The following is a 15514-nucleotide window of genomic DNA, read 5'->3' as shown; positions in this document are numbered from 1 at the left end:
CCTACCGTCCCGGCGCCGTTGTCGCCGACTCGCTGGAGACCTCGACACCCAGAACGCGGCTGGCCAGCGTGGCAGAGAGCGTATCCACCGACGACCTCAGGTCACCGGAGATCCTGTCGCTCTGCTGCTTGAGCTGATCGGCCGCCTGCTGCAGGGTTGCGGCAGCCTCCTCGCTGGCGCGGCCTCGGTGCTCCTCGAGGATCTTGCGACCCTCGGCACGGGCCTCGTCGCGGATCCCCGACGCCTCGGTGCGGGCCTCGGCCATCACCTTCTGGAAGTCGGAGTCCGCGGCGGCATCCAGCTCGGTGGCCTTGCGGTTGTCCTCGGTGGTCTTGGCGACCATCTTCTCGCGCTCACCGAGCACCTTCTGGACCGGCGGCACGACGAACTTGCCGATCACGCCCAGCACGATCAGGAAGATCGCGAGTACGAAGAAGAAGGTGCCGTTGGGGACGAGGAAGTTCTGGGTGCCACCTTCCTCGGCCGCCAACAGAGTGACGCTGTGCTCCCCCATGCCGACTAGGAAGCGCCAGGCGTGGCGAACACGAACAGGGCCATGAACGCCAGGTTGATGAAGTACGCCGCCTCCACCAGACCAACAGTGATGAAGAACGGGGTGAACAGCCGGCCCTGGGCCTCGGGCTGCCGGGCGATGCCGGAAATCAGGGCATTACCGGCGATGCCGTCACCGATACCGGCGCCGATGGCGCCGCCGCCCAGGATGAGCCCGCCGCCGATCAGGGCTCCCATGACGATTTGAGGGTCTGCCATTACTTATCCTCCTTGGTTGCTGGTAGGACTCCTACCAGGTGAGTGGGTGGTCCTCGGGTCGAACACGTCTTTTAGTGGTGGTCTTCTTCCAGTTCCATCGACTGGCTGAAGTACAGAATCGTCAGAAGCGCGAAGATGAACGCCTGGATCAAACCGACGAACAGGTCGAACGTCTTCCAGATCGCGTTGGGCGCCCACATGATGTACGGCGGGAACAACGCGATCAGCGCGACCATGATGCCGCCCGCGAAGATGTTGCCGAAAAGTCGGAGCGACAACGAGATCGGCTTGGCCAGTTCCTCGACGAGGTTGATCGGGGCGAGGAACGCGACATGGCCCTTGAGGAGCTTCACCGGGTGGCCGATCAGGCCGCGCCGCCAGATGCCTGCCGCGTGATAGCAGAAGAACACGAACAGAGCGAGCGCCAGCACGAAGTTGATGTCGGCGGCCGGCGGCTTGAGCAGTTCGTGCGTGCTGCCGTCGGCTTTGCCGTACTGCACCGGCAGCACCGAGATCCAGTTGGCGATCAGGATGAAGATGAACAACGCCACCGCCAACGGGAGCACGAACGGGGCGATCTTCATGCCGATCGCGGATTCGATCTGGCCGCGCATCTGAGTCGTCAGCGTCTCCCACAGCAGCTGCACGCCGCTCGGCACGCCGGTCGAGGTGACCTTGGCTCGCAGTACGAACGCCAGCGCGATCACGATCACGGCGGCGATCGCCGTCGCCATGATGGTGTCGACGTTGACCGTCAGACCCAGCCACTTGGCGGTGTCGTGATGGCCGACCTCGATGGCGGCCTCGGCGAGGATGCGTTCACTCATCGCGTGGTCAATCCTTCGGTGCTTCGTCGGCGGAGCCGGCAGCTCCGGGGCTTGCAACTACGTCGGCGTCGTGATCGCCCGTGCGAATCTTCTTCCACACCGGCAAAGCGGTGCTCACAACCAAAAGAACTTGGAACAGCGCCAAACCAAAGAGCACACCCAGACCCATCGGCCGGAAGATGATCGCGATGGCCAGGCCGATCGACGTGATCACCAGCAACCGCGTCGCGGAGTTCAGTGCCATCTTGCGCTTGAGCGGGTGGTCACCGGCGGTGATCGACTCGACCGATCGCTGAACCAGAATGGCGTTGATCAGGCCCAGCGCCAGGCCGACGCCGAAGAAAACCCCGAACAAGATGTGGCCGGCCACCGCGGCCAGCACCACCGCAAGCGCGGTCAGCGCAGCGCAGATCGCAAGAAGCCGAACGGGCCGGAAGGCAACGGACGGAAACACCAACGGCGCATCTTGCGCTGGTGTCGTCACAGGTTCACCTCAATCTTGCGTTCTGGGGAGCCGGTCAAGTGATCCTTCGTCCTGGCCCGCCGAGCGTATCGGAGGGCGACAGGCGCGCTGGAATCACCCAAGGGGCAGCTCCCTTTGTCGGTCGTAAATCGGCGCCGATCGGACGCGAATCCGATGGGCCGGGCCGGCAACCCGCGAGGTTTCTTGCTGTGTCTCGGCTGGGTTCTGCCAGCACCGTACCACATGGTAGACGGCAGAAAACACGTCTACTACTTACTGTCGTAAAGTCCCTCGTAATCATCGTCCCGGCGGCGCAACAGTGGGATCAACGTGACCACGATCGCGACCACGATCGCCGCCAGCATCACCGCCCCGGTGTAGCGCGGGTCGAAAAAGATGGTGGCGGCCGCACCGAAGGCGATGATGCCCACCCACAGGTAGATCAGCAGCACAGCGCGCCGGTGCGAGTGCCCGATCTGCAGCAGCCGGTGATGCAGATGCATCTTGTCCGGGCTCAGCGGGCTGCGACCGGCGCGGGTGCGGCGGACGATGGCCAGCAACGTGTCCAGCGCCGGCACCAGCATCACCGCGACGACCAGAAGGAACGGCGAGAGCAGGGCGAACACATCACGCGCCCCGTAGGCGCTCTGCGAGATCGGGCCGGCCGCGGTGGTGGAGGCGGCGGCCAGCATCAGGCCGATGAGCATCGAGCCGGAATCGCCCATGAAGATCTTGGCGCGGTAGAAGTTGTGCGGCAGAAACCCCAGACACGCGCCGGCCAGCACCACCGAGATCACCGCGGGCGGGTAGAACAGCACGTCGCCGCCGTGGTCGCGCAGCAGGCCAACCGAGAAGATGCAGATCGCCAGCGCGGTGATCAGCCCGAGGCCGGCCGCCAATCCGTCGAGGCCGTCGACGAAATTCATCGCATTCACGATCGACACCGTCAGCGCCAGCGTCAGCAGGATCGAGGACACCTGGTCCAGCACGATGGTGCCCACCCCGCCGAGCGGGATGTACAGCACACTCCACGCCACGCCCATTGTGACCAGGACGCTGGCCGCGGTGATCTGGCCCGCGAACTTGGTCAGCGCGTCCAGGCCCCACCGGTCGTCGATGAGCCCGATGCCCATGATCAGTCCGCCGGCGACCACGACCGCCGGCATCCCGGAGGAATAGATGAAGCCGCGGGTGAGCGCAGGCAACTGCGAAGCCAGGAAGACCGCCACGACGACGCCGGCGTACATCGCCAGGCCACCCATCCGCGGGGTCGGCTTCAGGTGGACGTCCCGCTCGCGGGGATAGGCCACCGCGCCGACCCGGGTGGCGAACACCCGAACCCAGCCAGTGGCGAAATAGGTGATGATCGCGGCGGTCAGCCCGACAAGGGCCAACTCGCGCAACGGAACGCCGGCGCCGCGGTCAGCCAGTGCGAGCGTTGCGCTCGCCAAGATCTCCGCTGTGCTGGCCATCGCAAAAACCGTACTGCACCAATCTGTGGCGGTTCAGGCAGTCAACGAGGCGACGTCGGTACCGAGCACCTCGGCGATCGCGGCCGCGCTGATCGGGCCCTCGCGCAGAAGTCGCGGGGTGGATCCGGTGAGGTCGACGATCGTCGAGGCGGCCTGCTCCTGCGACGGCCCGGCATCGAGATACACCTGGACCAGATCACCCAGCTGTCTCTGCGCCTCCTCCGAGGTCGTCGCCGCCGCGCGGCCGGACAGGTTCGCGCTGGAGACCGCCATGGGGCCGGTCTCGCGCAGCAGTTCGATCGCGACCGGATGCAACGGCATCCGCAACATCACGGTGCCGCGGGCGTCGCCGAGGTCCCACTGCAGCGAGGGCGCCTGCTGCACGACCAAGCTCAGCGCACCCGGCCAGAACGCCCGAATCAGTTCGCGGGCGCTGTGCGGCACCGAATACACCAGGCCTTCGATGGTGTGCCAGGAACCGACGAGTACACCGACCGGCATGTCGCGACCCCGGCCCTTGGCGGCCAGCAGCGCCGACACGGCGCCGCTGTCGAAGGCGTCGGCGCCGATGCCGTACACCGTGTCGGTGGGCATCACGACCAGCCGGCTGCTCTTCACCGCAGCCGCCGCGGCGGCGATCGCCTCGGCACGCTGGTTGGGGTCGGCACAGTCGAACACCTGGGTCACGCTGACTCCTTTACCCGGCGGGCCGTCACGAATCGGGGGCGGCCGGCCAGATCGCAATGTGGGGTGATCTCAGTGAAAAGTTCTGTGGCACTAATGGTTTCGACAGTCAGCTGCGACGTGGTGTCATCATGCTCGACGGCGAACAGTCCGCCCGGCTTGAGCCAGCCACCGGCGAGGCGCGCGATCGGACCGATCACGGCCATACCGTCGTCGCCGCCGAACAGCGCGTGCGCCGGGTCGTGCTCGGCCACTTCGGGTTCCAGCTCTGCCCCAACGGGGATGTATGGCGGATTGGATACCACGAGGTCGACGCTACCGCGCAACTCTGGGAGCAGCCCTGCGACGGTCACGTCAGCCTGCACCACGTCGACAGCGGACGACGCGGCGTTGCGGCGGGCGTAGCCCAGCGCGGTGGGGTCGTCGTCGACGGCGATCACCCGCGCGTGCGGCCGCCCTGCGGCCAGTGCGATCGCCAGCGCACCGGATCCGGTACACAGGTCGACGATCATCGGGTGATCGGGTAAGCGCTGCGCCAGAGCCCATTCCAGCAGCGCCTCGGTCTCCGGGCGCGGGATGAACACCCCGGGACCGACCGCCAGCTCCAGTGGGCCGAACGGCGCCGAACCGGTCAGGTGTTGCAGCGGGACGCGGGTGCGCCGGGCGTCGATGATGTCGTCGTAGCGGCGGAAGAAGTCGGCGTCGGGCTCGGCGATCGTGGCCAGCCGGCCACGGTCGGTGCCGGCCAGATGGGCCGCCAACAGCTCAGCGTCGATGCGCGGCGAGCCGATGCCCGCGCGGGCGAGCGCAGCGGTGGCCACGTCGATGGCCTGTCGCAGGCTCCGGCTCATGCCTGCTGAAGCCGGGTCTGCTTGTCCGCCTCGGCCAGGGCATCCAGTAGGGGGTCGAGATCGCCGTCGAGCACCTGATCGAGGTTGTGCGCCTTGAAGTTGATCCGGTGATCGGCGATGCGGTTCTCGGGGAAGTTGTAGGTCCGGATTCGCTCGCTGCGGTCGACCGTGCGGATCTGGCTGGCCCGATCCGCCGACGCATCGGCCGACGCCTGCTCCTCGGCCAGCGCTTGCAGACGCGCCGCCAGAACCACCATCGCGCGGGCCTTGTTCTGCAGCTGCGAGCGTTCGTTCTGGCAGGTGACGACGATGCCGGTAGGCAGGTGGGTGATGCGGACCGCCGAGTCGGTGGTGTTGACGCCCTGGCCGCCCTTGCCGGAGCTGCGGTACACATCGATTCGCAGATCCGACTCGTCGATCTGGACGGCCTCGACATCTTCGGGCTCCGGGTAGACGAGGACGCCGGCCGCGGAGGTGTGGACCCGGCCCTGCGATTCGGTGACCGGCACCCGCTGCACGCGGTGCACGCCGCCCTCGAACTTCATCCGCGACCACACGCCGTCGGCCGAGTCGCCCTTGCTGCGAATCGACAGCGTCGCGTCCTTGTAGCCGCCCAGATCCGACCACGTCTCGTCGAGCATCGTGACGGTCCAGCCGTGCCGCTCGGCGTACCGGATGTACATGCGCGCCAGATCGGCGGCGAACAGCGCCGACTCCTCCCCGCCCTCACCCGATTTCACCTCGAGGACGATGTCATCGGCGTCGTGCGGATCCCGCGGCGCCAACAGGTCGGTCAAGTGGGCGTCGAGTTCGGCGACCCTGGCCTCGAGCTCGGGCACCTCGGCGGCGAAGGAGGCGTCTTCGGCGGCCAGCTCGCGGGCGGCATCGAGGTCGCCACGGGCGGTCTCCAGCCTGCGGTAAGTGGTGACGATGGGCGCCAGCTGCGCGAACCGCCGGCCCACCCGGCGGGCATTGCCGGCGTCTGCGTGCAGTGCCGGATCGGACATCTGACGTTCGAGGTCGGCATGTTCGGTCAGCACAGCCTCAACCTGCGTCGAGTGCGTCACACTCACCTCATCTCTGTCCGACTGTCGACCCTGCCCCCAAACGCAAACCGACGCCCGGCCTGCGCGCAGGGCAGCAGAGCGGGCGTCGGTAAAGCAGCTACTTGTCGGCGGTCTCGCCGGCCTTGCGCTTGCCGTAGCGCTTCTCGAAGCGGGCGACGCGGCCGCCGCTGTCGAGGATCTTCTGCTTGCCGGTGTAGAACGGGTGACACTGCGAGCACACCTCGACGGTGATGTGTCCGCCGTCCTTGGTGCTGCGAGTGGTGAACGAATTGCCACAACCGCAGACCACGGTGGTCTCGGCGTAAGCGGGATGAATCCCAGTTTTCATGGTGTCCTCTGCATTCGATGGTCGCCGGGTCGCCCGAGTGTTTTCCTGGCAATTCGAGCGTGAACCGGTACCTGAGGTGGTCGACGATCCAGTATGCCAGGTAGACCGTCACCAGCCCAAACGCGCGGTCGCCTCGGCCTATTCCTCAGCCGATCGTGTAACTCCTCGACCGCGCCGCACGGGTCCAGACTCGGCCCTTCTGGGGCTTGGTCCCCTGGGTGATGAGCTCGCGCTTGAGTACCTTGTTGGTGGCGGTGGCCGGCAGCTCATCGGCGATCCAGACGTACCGGGGCCACGACTTGGGCGACAGGTCCGACTGCTGGGCCAGGAACTCCTCGAGCTCGGCGGGGGTCAGTTGGGCGTGGTCGGCGAGCACGATCGCCGCCATCACCTGATCACCCACATGCTCGTCGGGCACGGGATACACCGCCACCTGGCTGACCTGCGGCAACCGCAAGATGATCCGCTCGATGGGCGCGGCAGCCATGTTCTCGCCGTCGACGCGCATCCAGTCCGCGGTCCGGCCTGCCAGGTAGATCCAGCCGTCGGCGTCGCGGTAGCCCAGGTCCCCGGACCAATACATGCCGTGGCGAAGGCGTTCGTCGGTGGCGTTGCCGTCGTTGTAGTACCCGCCGAACATGCCCCCGCCGGTGGTGTTGACGATCTCCCCCACCGCCTCGTCGGCGTTGGCCAGCGCGCCGGTCTCGTCGAACACCGCCGTCGCGCATTCCTGACGGGTCTCGGGGTCGTAGATGGCCACGCCGGGAAAGCCGCGCCCGACCGAACCGGGTGGGCAGTCGTCCTCTCGGGTGATGATCACCGCGCCCTCGGTGGAGCCGAACCCGTCCCACACCGCGCAGCCGAAGCGGCGGCCGAACTCGGCGATGTCGCGGTCGGTGGCCTCGTTGCCGAAAGCGACCCGCAGCGGATTGTCGTGGTCGTCGGGCTGCTCGGGCGTAGCTAGTACGTAGGCCAACGGCTTGCCGACGTAGTTCATGTAGGTGGCGCCATATCGGCGCAGGTCGGCGAGCAGGCCCGATGCCGAGAACGCGGCCGGGGCCATCGCCGCGCCGGCATTGAGCGCCACCGCCCAACCGGCCATCAACGCGTTGGAGTGGAACAGCGGCATCGACAGGTAGCAGACGTCGTCGGCGGTGATCCCGAACCGGTCGGCCAGTGCCACGCCGGCGAACGGGACCATCATGTGCGCGACCTGCACCGCCTTGGGCTCACCGCTGGTGCCGGAGGTGAAGATCAGCATGAACGTGTCGGTGGCGGCGACTTCCCGGTGAGGTGTCAACTCCCGGGCACCGGCCAGCAGCGCCGACCACTCATCGGAGTCGACGTCGAACACGCGGACGCCCGGCAGTTCCAGACCCTCGAGCAGCTCGCGGTGCCCCGAATCGGTGAGCAGGATCTGGCAGTCGGCTTTGACGATGTCGCGGGCCAGCGCCGCGCCGCGGCGGGTGTTGTTCACCCCGCACAGCACATAACCGCCGAGGCCGGCCGCCGCCATGGCGGTCAGCATCGCGGGGGTGTTGCCCAGCAGCGTCCCGACGTGCAGCGGTCGATCCGGGTCGGCGATCGCGATCAAACCCGCCGCCTGGCGGGCCGCCTCGTCGAGGTGTTCGCGCCAGGTCCACACCTGCTCGCCGAACTTCACCGCCGGGGTGGTGTCCGCGAGGCGCTGACGAAGCAGCTGCTGGACGGTCTCGGCCACGGAGCTCCCCTCTTCGGCCAACTTCGGCATCCCCCGGCTTTCCAGGGTGCCTTGGGTCACAATAGAAGCGCAGCGTAAACAGAATGCCAAATCTGTCTACCGGTGTGCGGGACGGCTGCCGGGTCCCATTTGAAAGGATGTCCGTATCGGGACTGTCGGGTCGAGACAAGGAGGGCCACCAAGGTGACAGCCAGCGCCGACGCCGACAGCCGACAGAAGTCCGTGCAGGAGCGGCTGGTGGACGCCGCGGAATCGTGCCTGCGCGCCAAGGGCATCCGGGCGACCACGGTCTCCGAGGTGGCCGAAGCCGCGGGGGTGTCCCGCGGCTGGCTCTACCGGCACTACCCCGACAAGGCCTCGCTGTTGGGTGCGGCGATCGTGCGCCTGAACAATGCGTTCTGGGCCGAATCGCACGAGGTGCTCGACGGACTCGACACGTTCGAGGATCGATTGGCTGTCGGGGTGCGACTGGGCCGCAGCGCCTACGACTCCCCCGGCGCGCTGGTGATGCAGCTGCGACGCGACGAACCCGAAGAGTTCTCGGCCTGCGCCGGCGCCGGCGTGCAGGGCCTGGTGCCCGATCTCGGCCGGTTCTGGCGGCCGTACCTGGAGGCGGCGCGCGCCGGCGGCGAAATCCACGCCGACACCGACCTGGACGAGGCAGCCGAGTGGGTGGCCCGGGTGCAGATCACCCTGGGCACCGTTCCGGGCGAGACGATCGACCCCGATGACCACGCTGCGGTGCTGCGTTTCATGCGGCGCTACGTGCTCCCCGGGCTTCGCATGGCGCCCGCAGCAGAATAATCGTTGCCGAAAACCGTTGCGCGCCAAGCGCAATCATGATCTATGCGCCGCAGCGACTTACCGCCTGACACAATGTCAGGCATGGGCACACGCAGCCGCCGGGGGGCGGTCTTGGTTGCAGCTTTGGCCGTCGGCCTCACCGCATGCGGGGGTTCGACAAGCACATCTGCGAAGACGACGGCCACCACGGCGGCCGTCAGCTCGTCGGGATCCGCGACCGCGTCGCCGACGACCGAGGCGCCCACCAAGGGCGTCGCCGACAAGCAGACCTACTCGGTCACCCGGTCCACCGCCGGGGATGCCACCACCGACGGCAAGGGCCGATGGACACTGGTCGTCGACACCATCACCGGTGGCGATCCGCGGGTGGCCAGCGCGTTCAACAGCGCGGTGCACGCCTCCGCCTCCGGGCAGCTGGAACCGGTCAAACGCGACGCCGACCCGGACGGCACTTGGACGTTCGAGACCCAACCGCAGATCTACTTCGGCGGCGCATCGGTGTCGGAATTGATCAGCGGCCTGTATGTGCACACGCCGTCGGCACATCCGAGCAGCTTCGTCAGCACAGTTGTGATCGACGCGCGCAGTGCCAAGCCGATCACGTTGGGCGACCTGTTCACCGACAAACAAGCCGGCCTGGACAAGCTCTCCGAACAGACCAAAGCGCTACTGCCCGCCGTCAGCGGAGTGGGGCCGACGCCGATGCCCGACGAACCGGGTAACGCGCCCACCGAAGCGAACTTCGTCAACTGGATTCCGACGCAGGCGGGGTTGGAGATCCACTTCGCCGACTATCAGTTCTTCCACGGCACACCGACGATCACGGTGCCGTGGTCGGCACTCGACGGTCTGCTGGCGCCCGGCATGGACGCGTTGCGTCAGAGCTAGTTCGGCGCGAAAAACGTGCGCTGAGCGCACGCCAGCGCGCCGACGCTTCGGGCTAGTCGATGTCGCCGTTGCCGGCGGCGCCGCCCGGCGTGGTCTTGGAGACCTGAACCAGGAACTCGTAGTTGTTCTTGGTCTTGCGCAGTTGGCTCATCAGCAGGTCGATGGCCTGATGCGAGTCCAGCCCGGACAGCACACGCCGCAGCTTGTGCACGATCGCGAACTCGTCGGGGCTCAGCAGCAGCTCGTCCTTGCGGGTGCCCGACGGGTTGACGTCGACGGCGGGGAACACCCGGCGCTCGGCGATCTTGCGGTCGAGCTTGAGCTCTGCATTGCCGGTGCCCTTGAACTCCTCGAAGATCACGGTGTCACCAGTCGAACCGGTCTCCACCATGGCCGTCGCGATGATCGTCAGCGAGCCACCGTGCTCGATGTTGCGGGCCGCGCCCAGGAACCGCTTAGGCGGATACAGCGCGGTCGAGTCCACACCACCGGACAAGATGCGGCCGGACGCCGGCGACGCGTTGTTGTACGCGCGGCCGAGGCGAGTGATCGAGTCGAGCAGGACGACGACGTCCTTTCCCTGCTCGACCAGGCGCTTGGCCCGCTCGATGGCCAGCTCGGCGGCCTGGGTGTGGTCTGACGGCGGGCGGTCGAAGGTCGAGGCGATGACCTCACCCTTGACCGAGCGCTGCATATCGGTGACTTCTTCGGGACGCTCGTCGACCAGCACCACCATCAGGTGGCACTCGGGGTTGTTGCGGGTGATCGCGTTCGCAATGTCCTGCATGATCGTGGTCTTACCGGCCTTGGGCGGCGACACGATCAGGGCACGCTGGCCCTTACCGATGGGCATGATCAGATCGATCACGCGGGTGGTCAGCCGGTCGCTGGTGGTCTCAAGGCGCAGTCGCTGGTTCGGGTAGAGCGGGGTCATCTTGGTGAAGTCGGGCCGGTTCTTGGCCGCCTCGACCGGGCCGCCGTTGACGCTGTCCAGCCGGACCAGCGGGTTGAACTTCTGCCGCTGGTTGTTCTGCTCGCCTTCTTTGGCCACCCGGACTGCACCGGTGACGGCGTCGCCGCGGCGCAGGCCGTTCTTGCGGACCATGTTCATCGAGACGTAGACGTCGTTGGGACCAGCCAGGTAGCCCGAGGTGCGGACGAACGCGTAGTTGTCCAGCACGTCGAGGATGCCTGCGACCGGCTGGACGACGTCGTCTTCGCGGAGTTCGGTGTCGTTGCCGCCACCGCCCTCGCCACCCTGACGCTCACCGCGGCGGCGACGGTCACGGAACCGGCGGCCGCGACGGCCCTGGCGGTCGTCGTCGTCGCCATCGTTGTCGCGGTTCTGGTTATTGTCGCGGTTCTGATTGTTGCCGCGGTTCTGGTTGTCGCCGCGGTTCTGGTTGTCGCCGCGGTTCTGGTTGTCGCCGCGGTTCTGGTTCTGCTGGCCGCCGGGCTGGTTGCCGCCCTGGTCGCCCGAGTTGCGGTTGTCGGCCTTGTTCTCGGACTTCTTCTCGTCCTGCTCTGGCCGGTTGTCCTGCGATTTCGGCTGCTCCGTGGCGTCGGAGCCGGTCGCGCCGGCCTCACGAGTCGCCGTACGCCGCTCACGGCGGCGCGGCTCGCCGCCGTTGGTGTCGGCGGTGTTGGTCTCCGCGTTGTTCTGGGCGTTGTCGCGGACCTCGGCGGGCTGGGCGGCGGGCGCCTTCTCGGCGGCGTCGGCACTGCGCGGGGCGGTCCCGCTGCCGCCGTTCTGGTGCTCCTTGATGGCGGCGATGAGATCGCTCTTGCGCATTCCGGAGGTTCCCTTGACGCCTACTCGGCTGGCCAGGGCACGAAGTTCGGGCAAAACCATTGTCGAGAGCGAGCCGCTGCCGGCGTCCCCACTGGGGGCGGCCTGCGAGGAGGTCTCCGGCCGAGAATCAGGCGCCGAGGGGGATTCTGCGGTCACGGCCGACGCCTCCGTCTGCGGGGCGCGTTCTGCAGCCGTGATCAGGTCCGTATCGGTCACGGATTTCCTTTCTTTCCCTCGCCGTTTCATCGGGGCGAGGGGTTCTGGCACTCAGCCGATTCGCTGAATGCGAAGTCTCACCATCGTCTGTGTGTCAACGGTGATCGCCGGGATTCGCGACCATGGAGATATGGCGAACCGTCAGTCCATGAGTTGAACACAAGAGAAATTGGTGGTCGTCCTAGTGTCGGCGCAGGAACAGTCGCTGCGATTGCCGGGACGGCACCGAGGATATCCCCCTTTACCGCCGGAAAGCAAGAATTCGCCACCGGCGTGTGCGCAACTCAACCTCGGACTGCGACGCCTGAGCTCCAGCGAACTGCTTCGCCGACAGTCATCTCACTGACGGTAAATCCCGTCGCGATGCCGAACTCGACGGCCTCGGCCGGGAGTTCCGCACTGGTCGTGAGGGCCAAGACCGACGGACCAGCACCGGAGAGCACCGCTGGAACTCCACAACGCCGCAACACCTGCAGGTATTCCGCCGAGGCCGGCATGGCCGGGCCGCGCTGCGGCTGATGCAACACATCGTCGGTGGCCGCCATCAGCAAGTCCGGCCGCTCCGTGAGCGCGACCACCAGCAACGCGGCCCGGCTCAGGTTGAAGCGGGCATCCACGTGGCTGACGTGGTCAGGCAGCAGCACCCGTGTCTCCGCCGTCGACGACCGTACCTGCGGGATTCCCGGAAACAGCCGGATGTCCGGGTGCAGACGCAGTGGAGCCGCCGAATACGTCGCGGGTGTCGTGCGGGTGTCGGTCCACGACACCACCGCCCCACCGAGGACTGCTGCTGACGCGTTGTCGGGATGGCCTTCGAACTCCGACGACAGCTGAATCAGGTGCGCGTCGGTCAACGGCTGCAAATCCGCTTGTGCCAGAAGGCCATTCGCGGCCGCAAGCCCCCCGACAACGGCTGCGGCGGACGAGCCGAGACCTCGCGAGTGCGGAATCGCGTTGCGGCATCGCACAAGCAGCCCCGGAACTCCCGCACCACCGGCCGTCAGGCCCCGGTGCAGAGCCCGGACCACCAGGTGCTCGGCGGTCTGCGGCACCTGGCCGGCCCCTTCACCGTCCACCTCGATGATCAGCCCGGCGTCAGTGGTCTCCACCACGATCTCGTCGTAAAGCCCCAGTGCCAGGCCAAGGCTGTCGAAGCCCGGGCCGAGGTTGGCGCTGGACGCCGCCACGGTGGCGTGGGAGGTCAGGCCGGCAGGCAGTTTCACGGTCACCGGGGTGCGTCCCTCAGGCCAGGCCCAGCTCGGCGACGACGGCGCTCGGGTCCACCGGCAACGGTTTCACCACCGGCATGTCGCGCAATGCGGTGTCGGGGTCCTTCAGACCGTTGCCGGTCACGGTGCACACCACCGAGGAGCCGGGCTTGACCCAGCCGTCCTCGACCGATTTGAGCAGTCCGGCGATGCTGGCGGCCGATGCTGGCTCCACGAACACGCCTTCCAGCTCCGCGACCAGGTGGTACGCGGCCAGGATCTCCTCATCGGTGGCGGCCAGGAACCGGCCGTCGGATTCCTGCTGAGCCGTGACGGCACCATCCCAGGACGCCGGCGAGCCGATGCGGATCGCGGTAGCGATGGTCTCGGGGTTGGTGACCGGCTCGCCGGACACCAGTGGCGCCGCACCGGCGGCCTGCGTGCCGAGCATGCGCGGCAGCCGGTCGGTCAGACCGTCGCGGTGGTATTCGCGGTAGCCCCGCCAGTACGCAGTGATGTTTCCGGCGTTGCCGACCGGCAGCGAGTGCACGTCCGGCGCAATGCCCAACGCATCGACGATCTCGAACGCCGCGGTCTTCTGGCCCTCGATGCGCACCGGGTTCACGCTGTTGACCAGCGCGATGGTCGGGTAATCGTTGGTCAGCTTGCGGGCCAGTTCCAGGCAGTCGTCGAAGTTGCCGTCGATCTGAATGATCTTGGCGCCGTGCATGACCGCCTGCGCCAGCTTGCCCATGGCGATCTTGCCCTGCGGGATCAGCACAGCGCAGGTGATGCCCGCGCGGGCGGCGTAGGCCGCCGCCGATGCCGACGTGTTGCCGGTGGAGGCGCACAGTACGGCCTGCTGGCCGCGGGCGACGGCGTCGGTGACCGCCATCGTCATGCCGCGGTCCTTGAAGGAGCCGGTCGGGTTGAGGCCCTCGACCTTCAAATGAACTGTGCAGCGAGTTCTTTCAGAGAGCCGCGGGGCGCTGATGAGAGGCGTGCCACCCTCGAGAAGGGTCACGGGGGTCCAGTCCGCCCCGACCGGCAGTCGGTCCCGGTAGGCCTCGATCAGTCCGCGCCACGGGGTGTGGACGGGAGATGCCTTGATTGAGCTCATTCGCTGGTTCCCTCCAGACGCAGCACGCTGTTGACTTCCTGGACAGCGTCGTGATCGGCCAGTGCGGCAACGGTTTCGGACAACGCAGCGTCAGTGGCCCGGTGCGTGACCACCACGATGCGCGCACCCTCGTCAGCCATGCTCTCCTGACGCACCTCGGCGATGCTGACCCCGCGCTTGGCGAATTCCGCTGCCACCGAAGACAAAACGCCGGGACGATCGGTGACGGTCATGCTGACGTAGTACCGGGTCTGGATGATGCCCATCGGCGCGATCGGCAGCTGTGCGTACTTGGATTCGCGCGGACCGCGGCCACCCTGGACCCGGTTGCGCGCGGCCATCACCAGATCGCCCATCACCGCCGAGGCCGTCGGCGCGCCGCCGGCGCCCTGGCCGTAGAACATCAACCGGCCCGCGGCCTCGGCCTCCACGACGACGGCGTTGAACGCCCCGTTGACGTTGGCCAGCGGGTGACTCAGCGGCACCAGGGCCGGGTAGACACGCGCGGAAACCCGTTGCTGCCCATCGCTTCCGGTGACCCGCTCGCAGATCGACAGCAGTTTGATGGTGCACCCCAGGGCTTTGGCCGAATCGAAGTCTTCCGGGGTGATCTTGGTGATGCCCTCGCGGTAGACGTCGTCGGCGGTGACCCGGGTATGGAACGCGATCGACGCCAGGATCGCAGCCTTGGCCGCGGCATCGTAACCCTCGACGTCGGCGGTCGGGTCGGCCTCGGCGTATCCCAGAGCGCTCGCATCGGCGAGAGCTGAACTGTAATCCGCTCCGGTGGAGGACATTTCGGACAAGATGTAGTTGGTGGTGCCGTTGACGATGCCCGCCACCCGCAGCACGGTGTCGCCGGCCAGCGACTGCGTCAGCGGCCGGATAACCGGGATGGCACCGGCGACGGCGGCCTCGAAATACAGGTCGACATGGGCTCGTTCGGCGGCCTGGGCCAGCTCACCAGTGGATTGGGCCAGTAGCGCCTTATTGGCTGTCACCACCGACTTGCCGCCCTCGAGCGCGGTCAGGATGGCCTTGCGGGCGGGCTCGACGGGTCCCATCACCTCGACAACGAGGTCCACGTCCTCGCGGGAGACCAGTTCCTCGACGTTGTCGGTGAGCAACTCCACCGGCAGGCCGCGATCATCGGAAACCCGGCGCACCGCCACGCCACGCAGTTCCAGCGGGGCACCGATGCGAGCCGCCAGGTCCGGCGCGCTCTCCTCGATGATCCGGGCGACCTCACTGCCGACGTTACCCAGGCCCAATACCGCTACGCCTATTGCTTTTTCCGTCATCG

At 67.2% G+C, this 15514-nt stretch carries 16 protein-coding genes; 2 read left to right on the top strand and 14 right to left on the bottom strand.

Annotation, left to right across the window (positions count from 1 at the left end; genetic code table 11):
- Position 1: 1 nt before the first annotated feature.
- From Y900_RS19610 to fadD1, 10 genes are all read right to left on the bottom strand, one after another.
- Positions 2 to 514: a F0F1 ATP synthase subunit B gene (locus Y900_RS19610; RefSeq protein WP_036343984.1), complete on the bottom strand. Its 513-nt coding sequence runs from the start codon at positions 512 to 514 to the stop codon at positions 2 to 4.
- Between the two features lie 5 nt (positions 515 to 519).
- Entirely contained in the window at positions 520 to 771 is a 252-nt protein-coding gene (locus Y900_RS19605; RefSeq protein WP_036343982.1) for a F0F1 ATP synthase subunit C, read from the bottom strand.
- A 71-nt stretch (positions 772 to 842) separates the two neighbouring features.
- Entirely contained in the window at positions 843 to 1598 is a 756-nt protein-coding gene (gene atpB / locus Y900_RS19600) for a F0F1 ATP synthase subunit A (RefSeq protein WP_036343981.1), read from the bottom strand.
- Positions 1599 to 1605: 7 nt separating this feature from the next.
- Positions 1606 to 2082, bottom strand: coding sequence for an ATP synthase subunit I (locus Y900_RS19595; protein ID WP_036343980.1), 477 nt, complete (start codon positions 2080 to 2082; stop codon positions 1606 to 1608).
- A 248-nt stretch (positions 2083 to 2330) separates the two neighbouring features.
- Positions 2331 to 3533: a glycosyltransferase family 4 protein gene (locus Y900_RS19590; RefSeq protein ID WP_036343979.1), complete on the bottom strand. Its 1203-nt coding sequence runs from the start codon at positions 3531 to 3533 to the stop codon at positions 2331 to 2333.
- Between the two features lie 33 nt (positions 3534 to 3566).
- Complete coding sequence (locus Y900_RS19585) at positions 3567 to 4220, bottom strand: L-threonylcarbamoyladenylate synthase (protein WP_036343978.1); 654 nt, start codon at positions 4218 to 4220, stop codon at positions 3567 to 3569.
- Positions 4217 to 5068 (bottom strand): peptide chain release factor N(5)-glutamine methyltransferase, encoded by an 852-nt coding sequence (gene prmC, locus Y900_RS19580; RefSeq protein WP_036343977.1) that lies wholly within the window; start codon positions 5066 to 5068, stop codon positions 4217 to 4219. The genes Y900_RS19585 and prmC overlap by 4 nt, the downstream gene beginning before the upstream one ends.
- A complete protein-coding gene (gene prfA / locus Y900_RS19575; protein WP_109751240.1) occupies positions 5065 to 6135 on the bottom strand; it encodes a peptide chain release factor 1 in 1071 nt (356 codons plus the stop codon). Before prfA ends, prmC begins: the two co-directional genes overlap by 4 nt.
- A 97-nt stretch (positions 6136 to 6232) precedes the next feature.
- The gene (rpmE, locus tag Y900_RS19570) at positions 6233 to 6463 is read right to left on the bottom strand and encodes a 50S ribosomal protein L31 (protein ID WP_036343974.1); all 231 of its coding nucleotides are present in this window, start codon (positions 6461 to 6463) and stop codon (positions 6233 to 6235) included.
- 145 nt (positions 6464 to 6608) lie between these two features.
- Positions 6609 to 8183 (bottom strand): fatty-acid--CoA ligase FadD1, encoded by a 1575-nt coding sequence (gene fadD1, locus Y900_RS19565; protein WP_036347296.1) that lies wholly within the window; start codon positions 8181 to 8183, stop codon positions 6609 to 6611.
- A 183-nt stretch (positions 8184 to 8366) separates the two neighbouring features.
- Between fadD1 and Y900_RS19560 the strand changes: the two genes are divergently transcribed.
- Together Y900_RS19560 and Y900_RS33110 are read left to right on the top strand one after the other, a co-directional pair.
- A complete protein-coding gene (locus Y900_RS19560) occupies positions 8367 to 8987 on the top strand; it encodes a TetR/AcrR family transcriptional regulator (RefSeq protein ID WP_036343972.1) in 621 nt (206 codons plus the stop codon).
- 81 nt (positions 8988 to 9068) lie between these two features.
- Entirely contained in the window at positions 9069 to 9875 is an 807-nt protein-coding gene (locus Y900_RS33110; protein WP_237752606.1) for an RsiV family protein, read from the top strand.
- Positions 9876 to 9927: 52 nt separating this feature from the next.
- On the opposite strand, the gene rho is transcribed toward Y900_RS33110, so the two are convergent.
- The 4 genes from rho to Y900_RS19535 all read right to left on the bottom strand — a co-directional run bounded on the left by rho (position 9928) and on the right by Y900_RS19535 (position 15512).
- Entirely contained in the window at positions 9928 to 11883 is a 1956-nt protein-coding gene (gene rho / locus Y900_RS19550; protein WP_036343971.1) for a transcription termination factor Rho, read from the bottom strand.
- A gap of 284 nt (positions 11884 to 12167) precedes the next feature.
- On the bottom strand, positions 12168 to 13112 hold the full coding sequence (gene thrB, locus Y900_RS19545) for a homoserine kinase (protein WP_036343969.1): 945 nt from the start codon (positions 13110 to 13112) through the stop codon (positions 12168 to 12170).
- 13 nt (positions 13113 to 13125) lie between these two features.
- The gene (gene thrC, locus Y900_RS19540) at positions 13126 to 14202 is read right to left on the bottom strand and encodes a threonine synthase (RefSeq protein ID WP_192827600.1); all 1077 of its coding nucleotides are present in this window, start codon (positions 14200 to 14202) and stop codon (positions 13126 to 13128) included.
- 5 nt (positions 14203 to 14207) lie between these two features.
- Entirely contained in the window at positions 14208 to 15512 is a 1305-nt protein-coding gene (locus Y900_RS19535; protein ID WP_036343967.1) for a homoserine dehydrogenase, read from the bottom strand.
- Positions 15513 to 15514: the final 2 nt, after the last annotated feature.

Source organism: Mycolicibacterium aromaticivorans JS19b1 = JCM 16368, from assembly GCF_000559085.1.
GTDB lineage: Bacteria > Actinomycetota > Actinomycetes > Mycobacteriales > Mycobacteriaceae > Mycobacterium > Mycobacterium aromaticivorans.
This window is presented reverse-complemented; position numbering and strand designations above follow the sequence as displayed.

Bases quoted from the DNA above. Each gene is read 5' to 3' on its own strand.
- Y900_RS19610 (WP_036343984.1), bottom strand. From the start codon at position 514: ATGGGGGAGCACAGCGTCACTCTGTTGGCGGCCGAGGAAGGTGGCACC.
- Y900_RS19605 (WP_036343982.1), bottom strand. From the start codon at position 771: ATGGCAGACCCTCAAATCGTCATGGGAGCCCTGATCGGCGGCGGGCTC.
- atpB (WP_036343981.1), bottom strand. From the start codon at position 1,598: ATGAGTGAACGCATCCTCGCCGAGGCCGCCATCGAGGTCGGCCATCAC.
- Y900_RS19590 (WP_036343979.1), bottom strand. From the start codon at position 3,533: ATGGCCAGCACAGCGGAGATCTTGGCGAGCGCAACGCTCGCACTGGCT.
- prmC (WP_036343977.1), bottom strand. From the start codon at position 5,068: ATGAGCCGGAGCCTGCGACAGGCCATCGACGTGGCCACCGCTGCGCTC.
- rpmE (WP_036343974.1), bottom strand. From the start codon at position 6,463: ATGAAAACTGGGATTCATCCCGCTTACGCCGAGACCACCGTGGTCTGC.
- Y900_RS33110 (WP_237752606.1), top strand. From the start codon at position 9,069: ATGGGCACACGCAGCCGCCGGGGGGCGGTCTTGGTTGCAGCTTTGGCC.
- Y900_RS19535 (WP_036343967.1), bottom strand. From the start codon at position 15,512: ATGACGGAAAAAGCAATAGGCGTAGCGGTATTGGGCCTGGGTAACGTC.